This is a genomic window from Embleya sp. NPDC059213 (assembly GCF_042754445.1).
In the GTDB taxonomy this organism is placed as follows: Bacteria; Actinomycetota; Actinomycetes; order Streptomycetales; family Streptomycetaceae; genus Embleya.
In genome coordinates this window covers 1-18,837 of record NZ_JBHZAV010000181.1, presented here as the reverse complement: position 1 = coordinate 18,837, position 18,837 = coordinate 1, and the positions used below count along the sequence as shown (strand labels likewise).

At 73.9% G+C, this 18,837-nt stretch carries 14 protein-coding genes; 9 read left to right on the top strand and 5 right to left on the bottom strand.

What is annotated here, in order from left to right; translation table 11 throughout:
- Positions 1–522 precede the first annotated feature (522 nt).
- The gene (locus tag ACFXMF_RS38885) at positions 523–1,389 is read right to left on the bottom strand and encodes a 1-aminocyclopropane-1-carboxylate deaminase/D-cysteine desulfhydrase (protein WP_379992148.1); all 867 of its coding nucleotides are present in this window, start codon (positions 1,387–1,389) and stop codon (positions 523–525) included.
- A gap of 339 nt (positions 1,390–1,728) precedes the next feature.
- Between ACFXMF_RS38885 and ACFXMF_RS38880 the strand changes: the two genes are divergently transcribed.
- From ACFXMF_RS38880 to ACFXMF_RS38855, 6 genes are all read left to right on the top strand, one after another.
- Positions 1,729–2,016, top strand: coding sequence for a DUF6504 family protein (locus ACFXMF_RS38880; protein WP_355534641.1), 288 nt, complete (start codon positions 1,729–1,731; stop codon positions 2,014–2,016).
- Between the two features lie 12 nt (positions 2,017–2,028).
- On the top strand, positions 2,029–2,538 hold the full coding sequence (locus tag ACFXMF_RS38875; protein WP_379992149.1) for an SAV_6107 family HEPN domain-containing protein: 510 nt from the start codon (positions 2,029–2,031) through the stop codon (positions 2,536–2,538).
- A gap of 9 nt (positions 2,539–2,547) precedes the next feature.
- Positions 2,548–6,012: a DNA polymerase III subunit alpha gene (locus ACFXMF_RS38870; protein ID WP_379992150.1), complete on the top strand. Its 3,465-nt coding sequence runs from the start codon at positions 2,548–2,550 to the stop codon at positions 6,010–6,012.
- Positions 6,013–6,064: 52 nt separating this feature from the next.
- Positions 6,065–6,823, top strand: a complete 759-nt coding sequence (locus ACFXMF_RS38865) for a methyltransferase domain-containing protein (protein ID WP_360305038.1) — start codon at positions 6,065–6,067, stop codon at positions 6,821–6,823.
- 39 nt (positions 6,824–6,862) lie between these two features.
- Positions 6,863–8,071 (top strand): DNA polymerase IV, encoded by a 1,209-nt coding sequence (dinB, locus tag ACFXMF_RS38860; RefSeq protein WP_360305040.1) that lies wholly within the window; start codon positions 6,863–6,865, stop codon positions 8,069–8,071.
- A gap of 280 nt (positions 8,072–8,351) precedes the next feature.
- Positions 8,352–8,744, top strand: coding sequence for a DUF3040 domain-containing protein (locus ACFXMF_RS38855; protein WP_026218737.1), 393 nt, complete (start codon positions 8,352–8,354; stop codon positions 8,742–8,744).
- Between the two features lie 212 nt (positions 8,745–8,956).
- Here the strand turns inward: ACFXMF_RS38855 and ACFXMF_RS38850 are convergent, their stop codons facing one another.
- The 4 genes from ACFXMF_RS38850 to ACFXMF_RS38835 form a co-directional block, all read right to left on the bottom strand.
- On the bottom strand, positions 8,957–11,389 hold the full coding sequence (locus ACFXMF_RS38850; RefSeq protein WP_379992188.1) for a transglutaminaseTgpA domain-containing protein: 2,433 nt from the start codon (positions 11,387–11,389) through the stop codon (positions 8,957–8,959).
- A complete protein-coding gene (locus ACFXMF_RS38845; protein WP_379992186.1) occupies positions 11,386–12,786 on the bottom strand; it encodes a DUF58 domain-containing protein in 1,401 nt (466 codons plus the stop codon). Before ACFXMF_RS38845 ends, ACFXMF_RS38850 begins: the two co-directional genes overlap by 4 nt.
- A 1-nt stretch (position 12,787) precedes the next feature.
- Positions 12,788–13,969, bottom strand: a complete 1,182-nt coding sequence (locus ACFXMF_RS38840; RefSeq protein WP_360305046.1) for an AAA family ATPase — start codon at positions 13,967–13,969, stop codon at positions 12,788–12,790.
- Positions 13,970–14,216: 247 nt separating this feature from the next.
- The gene (locus ACFXMF_RS38835; protein ID WP_360305048.1) at positions 14,217–14,741 is read right to left on the bottom strand and encodes a carbonic anhydrase; all 525 of its coding nucleotides are present in this window, start codon (positions 14,739–14,741) and stop codon (positions 14,217–14,219) included.
- Positions 14,742–15,090: 349 nt separating this feature from the next.
- On the opposite strand from ACFXMF_RS38835, the gene mraZ reads away from it, so the two are divergent.
- From mraZ to ACFXMF_RS38820, 3 genes are all read left to right on the top strand, one after another.
- Positions 15,091–15,531 (top strand): division/cell wall cluster transcriptional repressor MraZ, encoded by a 441-nt coding sequence (gene mraZ / locus ACFXMF_RS38830; RefSeq protein WP_360305050.1) that lies wholly within the window; start codon positions 15,091–15,093, stop codon positions 15,529–15,531.
- A 258-nt stretch (positions 15,532–15,789) separates the two neighbouring features.
- On the top strand, positions 15,790–16,743 hold the full coding sequence (gene rsmH, locus ACFXMF_RS38825; protein WP_360305052.1) for a 16S rRNA (cytosine(1402)-N(4))-methyltransferase RsmH: 954 nt from the start codon (positions 15,790–15,792) through the stop codon (positions 16,741–16,743).
- 28 nt (positions 16,744–16,771) lie between these two features.
- Positions 16,772–17,353 (top strand): hypothetical protein, encoded by a 582-nt coding sequence (locus tag ACFXMF_RS38820; RefSeq protein WP_379992185.1) that lies wholly within the window; start codon positions 16,772–16,774, stop codon positions 17,351–17,353.
- Positions 17,354–18,837: the final 1,484 nt, after the last annotated feature.

The window sequence follows — 18,837 nt, the reverse complement described above, 5'->3', positions numbered from 1 at the left end:
ACCCGGGCCCCCCCCCCCTGTTGGGGTGGCGGGGTGTATCTTTTTTTGGGGGGGGGGGGGGTACCCCCCCCCCCCCCCGGGCCTGATCCCCCGCACCTTCCCGCGACCGCTCCCCACGGTCCACGGGCCCACCCCCCAGCGGGTCACGATTGGTAAGACTCGCGACCCGCGCAGAGGGTTGTACGCGCGAGGAAGATTTCTTTTCGGCGTGTGCGACGGGGTCGGAAATCGTGATCAACCCGGATACGGACGGCGATTCCCGGGCCCGCTTCTGAGTATCCGTACGGATGTCCGGCCCCGGCGCCGACCGGCAGAGTGGTCGGCACGGGGAAAGCGCCCACGGAAGCCTCGGGGGAGCGCCGTTCGGGGGAACGGCGGGGCGCGACGACATCGGGATCGGCGTGGGGGCGCCGGTCCCGATGGGACGATCGGCCGGCCGGGGGGCGGCGGGTCGTCCGGGGGCCGGCTTCGCCTGGGGAGGCGGAGCCGGTGCCTTCGTGCCGGGGCCGCCGAGGTCCCGGATCAGCCGGTGATCACCGCGATCAGCCGAGTGCCCGGGGTGAACGCGCCGCGCTCGGCGAGGGCGAACAGGCCGAACAACATCTTCCCGACGTAGATCGGTTCGGGCGCGAAGTCGTGCCGGGCCGCGAAGTCGGCGAGGAACGTGTCCAGCTCCGGGCCGCGGCGGGCGTAGCCGCCGTGGTGGAAGTCGTGCTCCACGTGCCAGTTGTCGGTCGGTGCGCCGCGGGTGCGCCGCTGGAGCTCGGCCACCTCGGCGGCGAGGAAGCCGCCCTTGAGCGCCGCGAAGCCGATCGCCCGCCGCCCCGGCGGCAGGCCCGCCGCGATGCCGGCGAGGGTGCCGCCGGTGCCCACCGCGACGCAGACCACGTCGAAGTCGTCGCCGAGCTCGGCGGGCAGTTCCGCGCAACCGCGCACGGCGGCCTCGTTGCTGCCGCCCTCCGGGAGCAGGTACGCGGGCCCGTGCACGGCGAGCAGCCGATCGAGCACCTGCGGTGTGTGCTTGGCCCGGTAGGTCGCCCGGTCCACGAACACCAGCCGCATGCCGTGTTCGACGGCGAAGGCGAGCGAGGGGTTGAGCGGGCGGCCGGCGAGTTCCTCGCCGCGCACCACGCCGACCGTGGCCAGCCCGAGCGCGTGGCCGGCCGCGGCGGTGGCCCGCAGATGGTTGGAGTACGCGCCGCCGAAGGTCAACAACGTCCGCTGCCCCTGCTCGTGGGCCGCCGTGAGGTTGTACTTCAGCTTGCGCCACTTGTTGCCCGGCACCTCGGGGTGGATCAGGTCGTCCCGTTTGAGCGCGAGGCGTAGGCCCAGGGCGGTCAATCGGGGATCGCGCAGCTCGTGCAGTGGTGAGGGCAGACGTGGGCGCACCCGGTCAAGGGTGGCACGTCGGACGGGCGCTCGGTACGGGTGTCGGTGCGGTGTCGGTGTCGCCTGTCACGGTGGAACGCAAGGGAGCAACCCGCTCTCGACGGGTGATTCGGTGCACTCGAACATGCTCGAACATCACTCGAACACGACGGTTCGCCCGGAGCTGCGGCAATGACGTTGACGTGGGTGGAGGAGCGAGCTTTACTGGCAAACGAGATCGAACTTTTGTTCGATGAAGAGTTCGACTCGAACGGCACGGGGCAAGCGGATGGGCAGCCTGGGGCGGCGGTGCGTGGGGAAGCGCATCGCGGCTCCCGGCCTCGGCGGAGGAGGAGCTGGATGACGCGTCTGCACACCGACCCGGTGGAGGTGCTGCGCAGCGGTGGGGACCCCGCGCGGTTCCTGTGGCACGACCGGCTCTACGTGGTCCGGGAGGTGCTCGGCCACTGGGTGGAGACCGGCGAGTGGTGGCAACACGCGCGCTCGCGGACCGCCGTCGTGGCGACGGGGGAGCGCGAGGTGTGGCGCGTGGAGGCCGGGGCCGGCCGCAGCGCGCCGTTGGGTGTGTACGACCTCAGCCTGGACGCCGGCGCCGGGACCTGGACGCTGGCGCGGACCGCCGATTGAGGAGGTGACCGGGTGAGCGCGAGTGCGAGCCCGAGCGCGAGTTGGAACCAGTCCGCCCACATACCCGAGCCGCCGCCGATCCGACGGGCGCCCGTGCGCTGGTCGTCCGCCCCGCGCGGCGCGCTGGACCTGCTGACCCAGGCCCGGCGCGGGCTCACCGAGGCCGCCGTCGACCGCGACGCCGCGGAGCGGTACGCCACCGCCCATCTGGCCGCGCTGCGGGTGGCGGCGGCCGTGCTCGCCGCCCGGGCGCAGGCCGACGACGAGCGGGCGGGCCGCCGTCGGCGGGCCCCGCGCAGTGCCTGGGAGCTGCTGCCGAAGGTGGCGCCCGAGCTGACCGAGTGGGCGGCCTTCTTCGCCGCCGGCGCCCGCAAGCGTGCCGCGGCCGAGGCCGGACTGCCCGGCGCGGTCACCGGCCGCGAGGCGGACGACCTGATCCGCGACGTGGAGACCTTCTTCCGCCTGGTGGTGCGCCTGCTCGCACTGCCCCCGATCCCGGCCCCACCCCCTCCTATCGATTGAACGCACCGGATGAACCGACCCAGCCGACCGAACCGCCCGTTCGCGCACCTGCACGTCGCGTCCGGGCATTCGATGCGCTACGGCGTCGCGCATCCGCGCACGCTGATCGAGCGTGCGGTCGAACACGGCCTGGACACGCTCGCGCTGACCGATCGGGACGGGGTCTACGGCGCCGTCGCGTTCGCGCGCGGGTGCGTCGCGGCGGGCATCCGGCCGATCCTGGGCGCCGAGCTGGCGGTGCTGCCGATCGAACCGGCCGCCGCCGAGCCGGGCCGGCGTCGGCGCACCCCGGCCCGCGGCGGCGCGTTCACCGACGCCGGGCACCCCCGGGTCACCGTGCTGGCCCGGGGCAAGGCCGGTTGGGGCGCGCTGTGCCGGTTGATCAGCGACGCGCATCGGCGCGACCGGGCCGACCCGGTGACCACGTGGGACGCGCTCGCCGCCACCGACGGCGCCGTGGTGGTACTGGTCGGACCCGACTCGGAGATCGGCCGGGCGGTCGCCGCCGACCGGCCCGCGCGCGCCGAGCGGCTGCTCGCCCGGGCCCGGACCGCGCTGGCCGAGGACGCCCTCTTCATCGAACTGGTGTGCCATCTGGCGCCGCTCGGCCGGGCCCGCTCGGCCGCCCACGCGGCCCGGATGGCACTCCTGGCCGACGCCCACCGGGTGCCCGCCGTGCTCACCAACGCGGTGCGCTACGCCGACCGCGAGGACGCCGTGGTCGCCGACGTGCTCGACGCGGCCCGCCGACTGGTCCCGCTCGGCCGACACCACCTGAGCCGCACCGGCTCCGAGGAATACCTCAAGCCCACCCTCGACATGGTCGCCGTCGCCGCCGAGATCACCTGCCTGGCCGGCCGCGGCACCGCCGCCGCACTGCTCGACGCCACCCGCGCCCTCGCCGACGACCTGGTCCTGGACCCGGCCGAGGACCTCGGCATCGGCAGCGTGTTCTACCCCGAACCGGAGGTGCTCGGCGTGCCCGCGAGCCGGGCCGCCGCCGAACTGCGCGCCCGCTGCGAGGCGGGCCTGGGCCTGCGCGGCATCGCCCCCACCACCGAGGCGCGCACCCGCCTGGACGACGAACTCGCGCTGATCGGCCGACTCGGCCTGCCGTCCTACTTCCTGACCGTGGCCGGCGTGGTCGACCTGATCCGGGAGATGGGTGTGCGCTGCGCGGCCCGCGGCTCCGGCGCGGGCAGCCTGGTCAACCACCTGCTCGGCATCTCCGGGGTGGACCCGCTGCGGCACGGCCTGCTGATGGAGCGATTCGTCTCGGACCGACGCGCCGCGCTGCCCGACATCGACGTCGACGTCGAATCCGCCCGCCGCACCGACGTCTACCGGCGGATCATGGAGGTCTTCGGCCCCGAGCGCTGCGCGTGCGTGTCGATGGCCGAGACCTACCGCGCCCGCCACGCCATCCGCGACGTCGGCGCCGCGCTCGGCCTGGCCGCCGGCGAGATCGACGAACTGGCCAAGGCGTTCCCGCACATCCGCGCCCGCGACCTCGCCGCGGCCCGCCGCGACCTGCCCGAGCTGCGCGGCAGCCGAATCGCCCGGGACGGCGGCCTGGACGGCCTGTTCGCCCTCGCCGCGCGCCTGGACGGACTGCCCCGACACCTCGCCCTGCACCCGTGCGGCGTACTGCTGTCCAACCCCACCCTGCTGGACCGCACCCCCGTCGAGACCTCCGCGCAGGGCTTCCCGATGAGCCAGTTCGACAAGGAGGACGTCGAACACCTCGGGCTGCTCAAACTCGACGTGCTCGGCGTACGCATGCAGTCCGCGATGGCACACGCGGTGGCCGAGATCGAACGCGTCGAGGGCACCGCCCCCGACCTGGACACGATCGCGTACGACGACCCCGCGACCTTCGAGCTGATCCGCTCCAAGCGCACCCTGGGCTGTTTCCAGATCGAATCGCCCGGTCAGCGCGAGCTGATCGGCAAGTTCGCCCCGGAGACGTTCGAGGACATCATCGTGGACATCTCGCTGTTCCGACCCGGCCCGGTCAAGAGCGACATGGTCACCCCGTTCCTGGCGGCCCGCCAGGGCTGGGCCGAGCCGTACTACATCCACGAGGACTTCCGGGACGCGCTCGCCGAGACCTGCGGCGTGGTGGTCTTCCACGAACAGGTGATCCGGATCATCCACATCGCCACCGGATGCGATCTCGCCCGCGGCGACGCGGCCCGGCGCGCGCTGGGCAGCCACGAGCGGAAACCGATCGTCCGCGACTGGCTGTACGAGCGAGCCGCGGCCCGCGGCTACCGCACTCCCGTGATCGACAAGATCTGGGAGGTGCTGGAGGCGTTCGCGTCGTTCGGCTTCTGCAAGGCGCACGCCGCCGCGTTCGCGGTGCCCACCTACCAGTCCGCGTGGCTCAAGGCGCACCACACCGCCGCGTTCCTGGCCGGCGTGCTCACCCACGACCCGGGGATGTACCCCAAACGGCTGATCCTGGACGACGCCCGCCAATTCGGCGTGCCGATCCTGGGCGTCGACGTCAACCGCTCGGACGACGTCTACCGGGTCGAGCCCGACGCCGACGGCACGCCCGGTCTGCGGATCCCGCTCGCCGAGATCAAGGGCATCGGCGCCGACGAGGTCGCCCACGTGCTGGCGCACCGCCCGTACACGTCCCTGGTCGACTTCAGGGCCCGCGCCGGCGCGTCCCGCCCGACCACCGAACGGCTGATCACCGTCGGCGCGTTCGACACCGTGCACCCGGCCCCCAGCACCCGCCGCGACCTGCTGCTGCACCTCGCCGACCTGGACCGGCTCGGCCGCGCCGGGCGGCATCGGGGCGGCGCCGAGCTCGATCTCGGACTGGCCCCCGACGCACCGCCGGCCACCGGGCTGCCCGAGCTCACCGCCGTCGAGCGGGTCCGCGCCGAACTCGACATCCTCGGTCTGGACGCCGACCGACACGTGCTCGACTTCTACGCGCCGTTCCTGGCCGACCTGGGCATCACCCGCGCCCGCGACCTGCTGAACCGGCGCAACCGCGCCGAACTGCTCGTGGCCGGCGTCAAGGTGGCCACCCAGACCCCGCCGATCCGCACCGGCCGCCGGGTGATCTTCCTGACCCTGGACGACGCCACCGGACCGGTGGACACCACCTTCTTCGAGGACGCCCAGGACCCGTACGCGGCCACCCTGTTCCACTCCTGGCTGCTCGTCGTGCGCGGCGTGTTGCGGCGCACCGGCCCGCGCGGCGTGTCGCTGCGGGCCACCGGCTGCTGGGAGCTGGGAGCCCTGTACGACGCCTGGAGCACCGGCGGCCTCCCGGCCGTACACGAACTGATGGCCGCGTCGACCCCCACCGCCCCCGCCCCCGCCGCCCGCCGGGTCCTGGTGCACGCGAGCGGCTTCAAGGTCTCCCCGTACGCCGACCTGCGCCCGGCCGGCGGCCCCGGCAAGCAACCCCCGCGCAAGCTCTGGCACGCCAGCCCCGGGAGCGCGGGATGATCGTCCACAACGCCCTAAGGTGGAACCCGACCAGTTCCGGAGGAGGGTGTCCGTGTCCGACCAGACGCGCAGGCGCAGCTCGATGCGTACGGCCGTCGTGTGGCAGGTGCTGCGCGAGGCGTTGGACCGACGGGTCGAGGCGGCCGGGCGCGGCGTCCTGGACGTGCTCGACGCCGGCGGCGGCACCGGCAACCTCGCCGTGCCGATCGCCCGACTCGGCCACCGGGTCACCGTCGTCGACCCCAGCCCGGACGCGCTCGCCGCGTTCGAACGCCGGGCCGCCGAGGCCGGCGTCACCGACCTGGTCCGGGCCTACCAGGGCGACACGCACGGCCTGTTCGACGTGGTCGAACCGGACGCCGCCGACGTGGTGTTGTGCCACGGCGTGCTGGAGGTGGTCGACGACCCCGCGGCCGACCTCGCGCACATCGTCCGCGCCCTGCGCGCCGGCGGCACGCTCAGCCTGCTCGCGGCCAACCGCACCGGCGCGGTCCTGGCCCGCGCCCTGGCCGGACACTTCGACCAGGCCCGCGACCTGCTCGCCGACCCCGAGGGCCGATACGGCCCGGCCGATCCGCTGCCGCGCCGGTTCACCGTCGCCGACCTCACCGAACTGGTCGCCAAAACCGGCCTGGAGGCCGGCCCCGTGCACGCGATCCGGGTCTTCGCCGACCTGGTCCCGGGCGTCCTGGTCGACGACCCGGCCTCGTTCGACGCGCTCCTGGACCTGGAACGCGCCGCGGCCGAACAGCCGGAGTACCGCGCCCTGGCCACCCAACTGCACCTGTTGGCGAGCAAGCCGGCGGGCTGACCCGCACCCCGATCGCATCCTCGGTACGGGCGGTGCCGGATGAGCACCGCCCGATCCGCCCCGCCGGCGATCATGCACGTGGACATGGACGCCTTCTACGCGTCCGTCGAGATCCGCCGCAACCCCGAACTGCGCGACACCCCGCTGGTGGTGGCCGGCCAGGGCCCGCGCGGGGTGGTGCTCTCCGCCACCTACGACGTGCGCGCGCTGGGCGTACACGCCGGCCAGGCCACCTCCCGGGCCCGCCGGCTCGCCCCGCACGCGGTGTTCCTGTCACCGGACCACGACGACTACGGGCTGGTCTCCGGCGGCGTGATGGAGGTGCTCCGCTCGATCACCCCGCGGGTGGAGCCGCTGTCCCTGGACGAGGCGTTCCTGGACCTGGCCGGGGTCACCCGCCGACTCGGCCCGCCGGCGGCGATCGGCGAGAACATCCGCGCCCGGATCCTCGACGAGCAGGGCATCACCTGTTCGGTCGGCATCGCCGACAACAAGTTCACCGCCAAGCTGGCCGGCGCACTGGCCAAGCCGGACGGACTGAGCGTGATCCGTCCCGAGGAGGTGGTGGACTTCCTGCACCCGCTCCCGGTGGACCGGCTGTGGGGCGTCGGCGAACGCACCGGCGCGCTGCTGACCGATCTGGGCCTGACCACCATCGGTGATGTCGCGCACACCTCGGTCGAGACCCTGAGCCGCGCGCTCGGCCCGGCCGCGGGTCGCGGACTGCACGAACTCGCGTGGGGCCGGGACCGGCGTCCGGTGATCCCGTGGGAACCCGAACGCAGTATCGGCGCGGAGGAGACTTTTCCCACCGATGTGGACGACCCGGACGTGATCCGCCGCACCCTGCTCGACCTCGCCCACCGCACCGCGACCCGACTGCGCCGGGCGAAGGCGGCCGGGCGGACCGTCACGATCAAGATCCGATTCGCCGACTTCAGCACCATCACCCGGTCCAGGACCCTGCGCGAGGCCACCGACGTGGGCCACGAGATCTACGGCGTGGCCTGCCTGCTGCACGGCGCACTGGGCCTGGAACGGGCTCGACTGCGGCTGGTGGGCATCCGGGTGGAGGGCCTGGTCGGCGGCGCCTACCCGCGCCAACTGGCGCTCGGCGAACGGGTCCTGGGCCGGCGCGAGGCGGAGCGCGCGGCCGACGCGGTGCGCGGCCGGTTCGGCGACGCGGCGCTGACCTCGGCCACGCTGCTCACCCCCGGACCCGGCTCGCACGGGCGTTCCGGGCGCTGAGTCCGACCCCGCGGATCACGACCGGTACGCGGCTGTGACCCACGTGGCCCCGCCCCTCAGCGCGAACCCGCTCCGGCCGCATATCATCGAAGCCCTGACCGGGGGACATGAGCGTGCGCCGGACAGGGCAGGAGTGTCGACAGGGGCGGGGATCGATGTGGTGACCCATCATCTTGGAGCAGGCTTCGAGCCCGTGCCGAGGGTGGCTTTCACGACAGCGATTACCTGCCTATCCTGAAAGGGCCGCAAGGTCGCGTCGCGGCCGACGAAGGAGGACGCCGTGCCGCTCTCAGAGCACGAGCAGCGCATGCTTGAGCAGATGGAGCGAGCGCTCTACGCCGAAGATCCCAAATTCGCGACAGCGCTCGAAGCAGCCGGCATGCGCCGGCACACCCGGCGACGCACCGTCCAGGCAATCCTCGGATTCCTGCTCGGCATCGTCCTGTTGATGACCGGCATGATGGTCCAACAGATCTGGGTGAGCGTCATCGGCTTTCTGGCGATGCTCGGTGGGGCGCTCCTCGCGGTCACCGGCTGGCGCCGGGGACCCGCGACGGCCAACGCGGGCGAAGGCGGCGGCGCTCCCGGGCGCGCACCGCGCCGGCGCAAGGCCAAGGTGATGAACCGCATCGAGGACCGCTGGCGCCGTCGGCGCGAGGAAAACGGCGGCTGACCCTTCGGGTGATCCGGACGACGCGGCGGGGGAGACCCCGCCGCCGCCCGGCCGACGGGCGGACCCGGGGTCGAGACCCATCGACCCACCCGGGTGATTCGCTGGGCACACAGCAAACGCCGCCGGCGGTGATTCCCGAGATCCTCGGGAGTCACCGCCGGCGGCGTTTTTCGTAGGTTTCGGGCGGCCGCTGCACCCCGGCCCCGCCGTACTCAGCCGACGTCGGCCGGCTTCACGGTGGGCCCGGGGCCGTCGCCGCGGCGACGGCGCGGTCGGAACCGCTCGACGAACGTGTACCGGCGCTCGGCCAGGCTCGGTCGACCCCGGCGGCGCAGCGACGACGGGAGCAGCGTGGCGCGCAGTCGCGCGCCGCGCCCGGCCCGCGCGAGCAGGCCCTTGCGGATCGCCCGTACGTCCTCGCCCAGCCCGGCCTCCCGGGTCGGCGGGGTCTGCGCGTACAACAACCGCTCGGTGGCCAGCGCGACGCGCGGCAGCGCCTCGCGGGCCGCGAGCAGCGCGGCGGACTCGGGGTTCGCGGCGTCGTCCGCCGCCGCGGATCGCTCGGCGAGCACGAGCAACAACCGCTGCGCCGCCTGCCGCGGCGTCTCCCCGTCCGGTGCCGGATGGCCCAGGTCGCGGGCGGTGTCCAACACCTCGGCCCAGCCGCCGAGCACCGGCCCGGCACGATCACCGGGTTCGGTGTCCGCCCCGTCCGCCGCCACGTTTCGGGTCAGCGCGGCGAGTCGACGCCCCCTGACCCGGCCCCGGGCCAACATCGGCGCCGCCGCGAGCAGTACGAACAACAGGATCGCCGAGCCGATCAACAGCGCCCGGCCGGAGAACCAGGGCCCGTCCGAGGAACCGCCGGCGGTGACCGGCGCGGTGCTCGCGGACGCCGACGGCGTCGCGCTCTGCGAGCTCTGCGGCTGCTTCGTGGGCAGTTCGCCCGCGCTGCCCGGCGGCGCGGACGGCGCGACCGGCGCGACGTCCTGCTGGGCGTAGGAGGGCGAGTTGCCCCGCGAGGGGGTCGGCTCGAACCGGATCCAGCCCGCTCCGGCGAAGTACAGCTCCGGCCACGCGTGCGCGTCGTGGCTGCTGACCTTGTAGGTCAGATCGGTCTGCAGGGTGCCGGGGATGAAGCCGACCGCGACCCGGGCCGGGATGCCCAGCGTGCGGGCCATCACCGCCATCGCCGAGGAGAACTGTTCGCAGTAGCCGACCTTCTGCTCCAGGAAGTTCTCCAGCGCGGAGGCGCCGTTGCCCTGCGGGACCTTGGTGTCGTAGCGGAACTGGTTGGAGCGGGCGAACCACTCCTCCAGGTTGCGGGCCCGGTCGTAGGAGGTGCCGTTCCCGCCGATCTTGAGCGCCTGCTGACGGATCCGGTTCACCATGTCGGCCGGCAGCGGCAACGACACGTACGGCGCGAGCGAGGGCGGCGGCGGCCCGGCGGCCTTGAGCTGGGCCGGGGTCGGCTCGACGTCCAGGCTGGTCACCGTCCAGCCCAGCCCCCGGGTGTCCTGCTTGTTGTCGCCGAGCAGCAGCCGACCCTCGGGCTCGAACCGCCAACTGCCCTTCACCTGGACCTGCGACGCCGGGTAGGGCATCGGCAACGAGCCCTGCCGATACCCGTCGTTGGCCTCGATCCGGGTGGTCACCTCGGCGGTGCGCACTGCCGGGTCCAGTCCCGCGGGCTTGGGGAAGTCCTTCGGCACGTCGGTCAGTTGCCGTTCCGAGGGCTGCCAGGTGCGGCCGTCGAATCGGTCCAGGGAGGAGATCCGCAGGTAGATCGAGCCGGGGGTGGCCGCGTTGGTGCGGTAGCGCATCAGCTCGACGTTGTCCGCGCGGTTCAGTTCGTCGGAGAGCTTGACCACGGGGTTGATCGTGGTCAGGCGGTGCGACTGCGGTCCGTTGTCGGTCTTGTCGATCAGCCGGTTGGCGCTGAGCGGGATCAGCGCCGGGACGGCCACCGCCACCGCGAGCGCGGTCAGGCCGATCCGGCCGCCGCCGCGCGCGGGTGGGCGGTACTGGCGCGGCGGCGGATAGCCGGGCGGGGTCGGCGGGGTCAGTGGGCGACCCCAGCGCAACAGCCGTTCCCGGCCCTCCGCGAGCAGCAGCAGCACGTAGGCCAGCGCCGCGATCAGGAAGATCGCCCAGCCCAGTCCGGACCGGGACAGCGCGGCCGGCACGCTGTAGAGGGCCAGCAACGGCAGGCCCGCGGGGGCCGCCTGGGCGTAGGTGACCGCGATCAGGTCCACGAGTACGGCCATGCCGCCCATCACCAGCAGCAGGATCGCGATGATCCCGGGCGAGGCCGGCGCGGGCGTGGTGAACTCGCGGATGTCCTGCCCGCCCACGCGCAGCAGTTGCACGAACGCGTCGATGCTGCTCGGGGTGGGGATCGGGCCGCTGGCGTCGGGCACGCAGACGAGCAGCAGATAGGGCACCAGCGCGGCGAGTTGGGTCAACCCCACGATCGGGCGGGGCACCCGGATGCGTCGGGCTCCTTCGCCGACCAGGGCGACCAGGAGGATCGCGCCCAGACCCTGGGCGATCCAGCCGCCCGCGTCGACCAGCGGGAGCAGCGAGGACGACGTCAGCGCGGTCGCGAGTCCCGCGACCAGGGCCAGGCGCAGCCGACCGGTCATGACCTTCCCCCTCCATCGACGGTGCCGCCCCCGACCGTGGGCGCCGCGCGCGGGCGCGGCGGGGGCGAGGGGTTGCCGGCGCTCGCGGGCGCGACGGGAGCACTCGCCCGCGAGGTGCCGGCGAAGGACATCGAACCGGCCGCGGCGGGGTCGCCCACCCGACCGGCCGAGCGCCACAGCTCGGACAACCGCGAACCGGCCCGGGCGGACAACACCCGCCAGCCGGCCTGGCGCAGCAGGGCCACCGCGCTGTCGTGCGGCAACGCGCCGGGTACCCGGCCCCACGTGCTCACGTCCAGGACGACCGCGACGCCGCGGCCGGAGCGGTGCCGGGCCCGACCGAGCCGCTTGACGTCGTCCTCGGTCAGCGCGCCGAGCACGGCCACGGTCAGCCCGCCGCCGTTGGGATCACGCAGTGCGGGCTCGGCCTGGTCGAGTGCGGCCACCGGCACGGTCTCCACCACGGCCAGCGCGTCCAGCAGGAAGCCCTCCAGGTCGCCGGGCGCGGCCCGGATCCCCTCCAGGTCCCCGGCCAGGGCGTCGCCCTCGGCGTCGAGCAGCCGGGTGGTGTAGCCGCGACGGCACAGATGCACGCCCACCGAGGCGGCGGCCGAGACGACCCATTCGAAGGACGAGGCCGGTCCCTCGCCCACGTGCGCGCCCGCGCGCGTGTCGATCATCACGGTGGCCCGGTTCTGCCACGCCTGTTCCTCGCGGCGCACCATGAGTTCGCCGCGGCGGGCGGTGGAGCGCCAGTGCACCCGGCGCACGTCGTCGCCGTGCCGGTACTCGCGCGGGACCACGTCCTCCTCGCCGGACGCGGACACGTTGCGGGCGTGGCTGTCGCCGTAGCCGGTCCACTCGCCGCCCAGGTCCACCGCGGGCAGCGGTTGTACCGCCGGGGTGACCACCAGGGTGTCCCGCGCGGCGAAGGATCGGGTCAGTTCGCACATCCCGAACGGGTCGGCCATCCGCAACCGCAGCGGCCCGACCGGGAAGCGCCCGCGCAGGTCGGAGCGGACCCGGTAGGACACGTGCCGACTGCCGTGCGGCTCGATCCGGTCGAGCACGAACCGCGGTCGCGAGCCGAGCACGTAGGGCACGTGGTCCTCCAGCATCAGCAGGCCGGTGGGGATGCGCGAGACGTTGTCCACGCGCAGCCGTACCTGTGACTCGTGACCGGCCGCCACCCGGGGCGGTTCCAGCGCCCGGGCGCTGGTGACCAGGTGCCGGGTGCGGGCGACGATCAGTACCGACACCAGAGGCAGCGCGGTGAGCAGGAAACCGACCCGCAACAGGTCGCGTTGGCCCAGGATCACCGCGCAGATGCTCGCGGCGACCCCCGCCGCGAGGAAGGACCGCCCCCGCGTCGTCAGGCCGGACAGGGCGGTACGCACGTCAGCGCGCCGCCCCGGAGCCCGTGCCGCCGAGGCGACCGTCGGACGGCACCGGCGCGTAGCCCTGGTGCGCGGTGGGTGCCTGTGTCGGGTACGGCCGGCCGCCGTTGTGCTGCGGGACGCCGCCGGGGTAGGGCAGGTGCGCGGGCGGCGCGGGCGGGACCTGCACGGTCTGCGGGGCGCCGATCCGACCCTGGGCCGGCGGGAGCTGCCCGTTCGGCGAGCCGGGGACCGGGACCTGGCGGACGATGTCGGCGACGATCTGCTCGGGGGTGCGCCGGGCCATCTGCGCGTCGGCGGTCGGCAGCAGCCGGTGTGCGAGCACCGCGACGGCCAGCGCCTGAAGGTCGTCCGGGAGCACGTAGTCGCGGTTGTCCAGCGCCGCCGCCGCGCGGGAGGCGCGGACCAGGTGCAGGGTCGCCCGCGGCGAGGCGCCCAGGCGCAGTTCGGGGGAGCGGCGGGTGGCGTCGACCAGGTCGACCGCGTAGCGCGCGACGGCCGGGGACACGTGCACCCGGCGCACCGTGTCCGCGAGTCGGACCAGGTCCTCGGCGTCGGCCACCGGGCTCAGGTCGGTCAGCGGCGAGCCGGCGCTGTGGCCGCCGATCATCCGCAGTTCGGCGTCCGCCGCGGGGTAGCCCATCGAGACCCGGGCCATGAACCGGTCCCGTTGTGCCTCGGGGAGAGGATACGTTCCCTCCATCTCCACCGGGTTCTGCGTCGCGATCACCATGAACGGCGCCTGCAGTTCGTAGGTGGTGCCGTCGACGGTGACCTGACGCTCGGCCATGCACTCCAGGAGCGCGGACTGGGTCTTGGGCGAGGCCCGGTTGATCTCGTCGCCGACCACGATGTTCGCGAAGATCGCGCCGGGCTTGAACTCGAACTCGCGCTTCTCCTGGTCGAAGACGCTGACTCCGGTGATGTCGGAGGGAAGCAGGTCCGGGGTGAACTGGACCCGGCGCATCTCGCAATCGACCGAGCGCGCGAGGGCCTTCGCGAGCATCGTCTTGCCGACTCCCGGAACGTCCTCGACGAGCAGGTGGCCCTCGGCCAGCAATACGGTCAAGGCGAGGCGGACGACCTCGGGCTTGCCCTCGATCACGGTCTCCATGGCCCCGCGGATCCGATCGGTGGTGACCGTCAGATCCCCCAGACCGGCCTGATCGTTGAACGTCGACACCCGTGCCCCTCCCTGGAACCGCGTTGTGCACGCCCTGGGTAGGGCCACAGGCCGATTCTCCCGGTCGCGTGCGCTGCCGTCACCCCGTTGGCCGGCCCGGACGACGCACGATGCGACTCCGGAGGGTAGTCGACGCGCCGCAGGGACGATCCGGTCGGCAGAAAATGGCTCGGCCGAGACGGGACGGTCTCCTCGATAGTGCCGCGCCGAGCCGGAATTCGGGTCGGCAGGATCGGGGCGACGGACCCTAGGACTGTTCGGGAGCGTCTTCCGGTTGCACGTCCGGGAGGGGGAAAACCTCGCGCAACAGGCCGGTGGTGACGTCGTATACGAACCCGCGCACCGTGTTGTTGTGCAGCAGGAACGGTGACCTGCGCACCCGGTTCATCGACTGGCGCACGTCGCCGTCGAGATCGACGAACGCCTCGACCGCCCATTGCGGGCGCAGACCGGTGTCGGCCTCCAGTTCGCGGCGGAAGTCCTCGGTCACGGTGAGCATGCCGCACCGGGTGTGGTGGATCAGCACGACCTGTGTGGTGCCCAGGTGTCGCTGACTGATGGTCAGCGAACGCACCACGTCGTCGGTGACCACGCCGCCCGCGTTGCGGATCACGTGCGTGTCACCGAGTTCGAGTCCGAGCATCGCGTGCACGTCCAGGCGGGCGTCCATGCAGGTGACGACTGCGGTGTGTCGGACCGGCATCGCGGACATGCCGGGATCGCGGTACTTCTCCGCATAGTGGCGGTTGGCAGCGACAAGACGATCGACCATGGTCAGGACCGTACCGATCCCGGCCGTCTTTCGCCTCGTGGGGGGAGTCACACTGCCCGCGCGTCGAGGGTCTCGTCACCATTTCGGGTCTATGAGTGCCAATCCCGAAATGGGAGGTTCGTACCGGGAGCCCAATGCTGCGGAGGTGGAAACCCGCGCCCGATGTGGGGGAGTGGCGTGCGGGGGGCGCGCAATCGGGTGGTTCTCCCGACGTACCCCTTCTGACCTGGGCTTTTATCCCGGATGGGAACAGAGTGACGCGCCCGAAAAGGGTTGACCGTGGGGTTTGGTGGAGTAGAGTGGCGGGAAATGGAGCTGAAAAGCTCCACGTGGCGGCCGGAGGTGCTCGGTGTTCCTGGGCACGTACGAGCCCCGGTTGGACGAAAAAGGCCGGCTGATCCTGCCGGCCCGGTTCCGGGACGAGCTGGCGGAGGGCCTTGTGATCACAAAGGGGCAGGAACGCTGCCTCTATGTGTGGCCCATCGCGGAGTTCACCCGGATCGCCGAACAATTGGGCCGCGCCCCGGTGACCTCCAAGGCCGCCCGGGACTACACGCGCGTCTTCTACGCGGGTGCCTCCGACGCGGTGCCGGACAAGCAGGGGCGGGTGCTGGTGCCGCAACCGCTGCGGGACTACGCCGGGCTCGACCGGGACAGCCGCGACTGCGTGGTGATCGGGACCAACACCCGGGTCGAGCTGTGGGCGGCGAAGACCTGGCACGACTACCTCGCGGAGCAGGAGCAGTCCTTCGCCGAGCTGTCCGAGGAGGTGCTGCCCGGCCTGCTGTGACCGAGGCGGCGACGCCCGGTGCCGCGCCCTCTCCCGCACCCCTCCCGAACGCGATCTCGACCGCGGCGCACCTGCGGCGAGGTCTCCACCCGCTCCGAGCTTTCTGGCACTCCTTCCCCGGTGCCAGAGGTCACTTCCCCAGACGAGCGGGCGGGGACCTGGCGGCATGTTCTCCCGGCACCTCGCGACCCAGCCTCTAGACTGCGGGTTTCCGCACGACGAAGGGCCCGGAGTGAACGCGACGATGGTGGAGGGGCCGTGACGGCGCCCGCCCACATTCCGGTCCTGCTGGAACGGTGCGTCGAACTGCTCGCCCCCGCGCTGCGCGCGCCCGGAGCGGTCGTGGTGGACGCGACGCTGGGGATGGGCGGGCACAGCGAAGCCCTGCTGACGGCCTTCCCCCAGGCACGGCTGATCGGCCTGGACCGCGACCCCGAGGCGCTGGAGCGCTCCGGCGCCCGGCTGGCGGGCTTCGGCGAACGGGCCACGCTGGTGCACGCGGTCTACGACGAACTGCCGCAGGTGCTCGACCGACTGGGCATCGAGCGGATCGACGGCATCCTGTTCGACCTCGGGGTCTCCTCGCTGCAACTGGACCGGGCCGATCGCGGCTTCGCCTACGCGCAGGACGCGCCGCTGGACATGCGGATGGACCCGACCGTGGGTATCACCGCGGCCGACATCCTCAACAGCTACACCGCCGGCGATCTGGCCCGGATCCTGCGCGACTTCGGCGAGGAGCGGTTCGCCCGCCGGGTCGCCGACGCGATCGTGCGCGAGCGGGAGAAGGAGCCGTTCACCAACAGCGCGCGGCTGGTCGACATCGTGCGCACCGCGATCCCGGCCGCCACGCGGCGCACCGGCGGCAACCCGTCCAAGCGCACGTTCCAGGCGCTGCGCATCGAGGTCAACGGCGAACTCGCGGTCCTGGAGCGCGCGTTGCCCGCGGCGGTGCGGGCGCTGGCGCTGCACGGGCGGATCGTGGTGATGTCCTACCACTCGCTGGAGGACCGGATGACCAAGCGGGTGCTCGCGGCCGGCGCCACCAGCAAGGCGCCGCCGGACCTGCCGGTGGTCCCGGAGGACCTGCAGCCCCGGCTGGAGTTGCTCACCCGCGGCTCGGAGAAGGCGAGCGAGCGGGAGAACGCGGACAACCCGCGCGCGGCCTCGGTGCGGCTGCGAGCGGCGGAACGGGTGCGGGAAGACCTGTGAATCGGGGCGGCGGACGGGGGAGCCGGGGATGAGCGGCGCGGCAAGGACGATGACCCGGATCCGGCTGGCCGCACACCAGGCCAAGGGTTCGACGCGCACCCCGTTCGTGGTGCTCGTGGTCGGCCTGCTCGGTGGTGGCCTGCTGTCCCTGCTGCTGCTCAACACCGCGCTCAACCAGGGCTCGTTCGAGTTGGGCCGGTTGCAAAAGCGCCAGGACCAGCTCACCGACGACCGGGAGGCGCTCCAGCGGGAGCTGGACGCCAAGGCCGCACCGGGCGACCTCGCGCGACGCGCCCAGGAACTGGGCCTGGTCCCGGGCGGCAGCCCGGTGTTCATCGATCCGGCGACCGGACGAGTGCTCGGCGTCCCGAAGCCGGCCACGTCCAAGCCGCCGCTGGTGCCCGAGACACCGGTTGCCCCGGTGTCGCCGGCGGCCCCCACGTCGCCCGCACCGCCGCCGGCGGCCGGTGGCGGGCCGGGGGCACCCGTGTCGGCCGGGCCGACCTCGGCCGGTGCCTCCGGCACGCCCGAGGCCACCGCGTCGGCTGCGCTGGCCGCCGAGGCGCCGGTCGCCTCGGCCGGCTCCACGACGCCGGAAGCGACCCGTTGACGGTGTTCGCCGCACCCCGGTTCGCCCACCCCGGCGACCGGCCCACCCGGCTCGACGGGTCGGCTCGGTGCCGGGCGCGCGGCCTTGTCCTTCCGGCTTTCCTCGACCATGTCGGACGAGGTGCGGGCCGCGGTCGGCGGTGCTGCGGCGGCGTCGAACCGCCGGGGGGTGCGCGTTTTCGGGTGGCCGGGTCCGGGTGGGGCCGCCGGTGGGTGGGCCTCGGGCGCGGGCGCGGGCGCGGGTGTGGTGTGTTCGGTGGGCGGGGTGGTCGGATGATCTCCCGTCCGGTGTGCGTGGTGTCGTCGGTTGCTCGGGTTCGGGTGCCGTCGCTGGTCGGCCGGTCGCCCGGTGGCGGGATCGGGCGACGTGGTGCGGCCGGGAACGGCGCCGCCCGCTCGTTCGCTCGTTGTACGTATGAGTCGCCGTGAGTGGCGTGCGGCCCAATTCAGGTGAAGGGACCTCGCGTTGACCGACGGACGCCGTGACCCCCGTGATCCGCGTGATCCCGACGAGCCGCGTTCGGCCGGCCGGGCCCGCCCGGAGCGTGGCGCCGACCCGGCCGCGTCCTCGGACCGCCGGCCCCGGCCGGCCGCCCGGCCGCGCCCGGCCGACGGCTCGGGTGCGCCGGACGGGCGACGCCCGCGTGCCGACCCGCCCGTGCCGCGTGGCGCGCGCCCGCGCACGGGCGACGACGGGCGGGGCGAGTCCGGGGCGGGTCGGCCTCGGGCGGGTGCCGGGGGGCGGGGCGGTGCCGGTGTGGGTGGGCCCCGCGAAGGTGTCGGGGAGCCAGGCGAGTCCGGTTCCCGGGCCCCGCGTTCGGGTTCGCGTCGGCCCGGTGGCGAGGACGCGTCGTCGGCGCGCCGCGGTGGTCGGGCCGCCGACTCCGACGCGCCTCGGGCGGGCCGTTCGGGCGCCCGGGATGCCGGGGCCGGCGCGCGACCGGCTCGGCCGCGTGGCGGCGATGCGACGGAGGCGGGCGGGCGGCCGGCTCGGCCGCGCTCGGGTGAGGTCGGGGCGGGTGGCGAGGGTTCGGCACGGTCGGGTGCCTCGGGTGGGCGGGAGGGCCGACCACGTGCGGGTGACGCGGCCTCCGGTGGGCGGCCCGGTCGACCGCGGCCCGGCGCTGGTGCCTCGGGTGGGCTCTGGTCGCGGTTGCGGGCCGGGGACGCGGGCTCGGGTGGGCGTTCGGCCCGGCCCGGGGACGCGGGCTCGGGCTCGGGAGCGCGTGGCCGGGACGGTGCCGCGGCGGCCGGTGGGCGGTCGGTGCGCCCGCGCGGCGGAGCGGCGGACGGTGACCGGTCGAGTCGCTCGGGTGCGGGCGACGGTGGATCCGGCGCGGGTGCGGCCGGGGCCGGGCGGCGGGCGGGTGAGGGCGCCGCGCGGTCTCGCGAGGAACGTTCGGCCGCGCGGCGACCCCGGCCGAGGTCGAGCGAGGCACCGGTCGAGGGTGGCGCGGGGGCGCGTCCCGGCCCGCAGTCCCACCC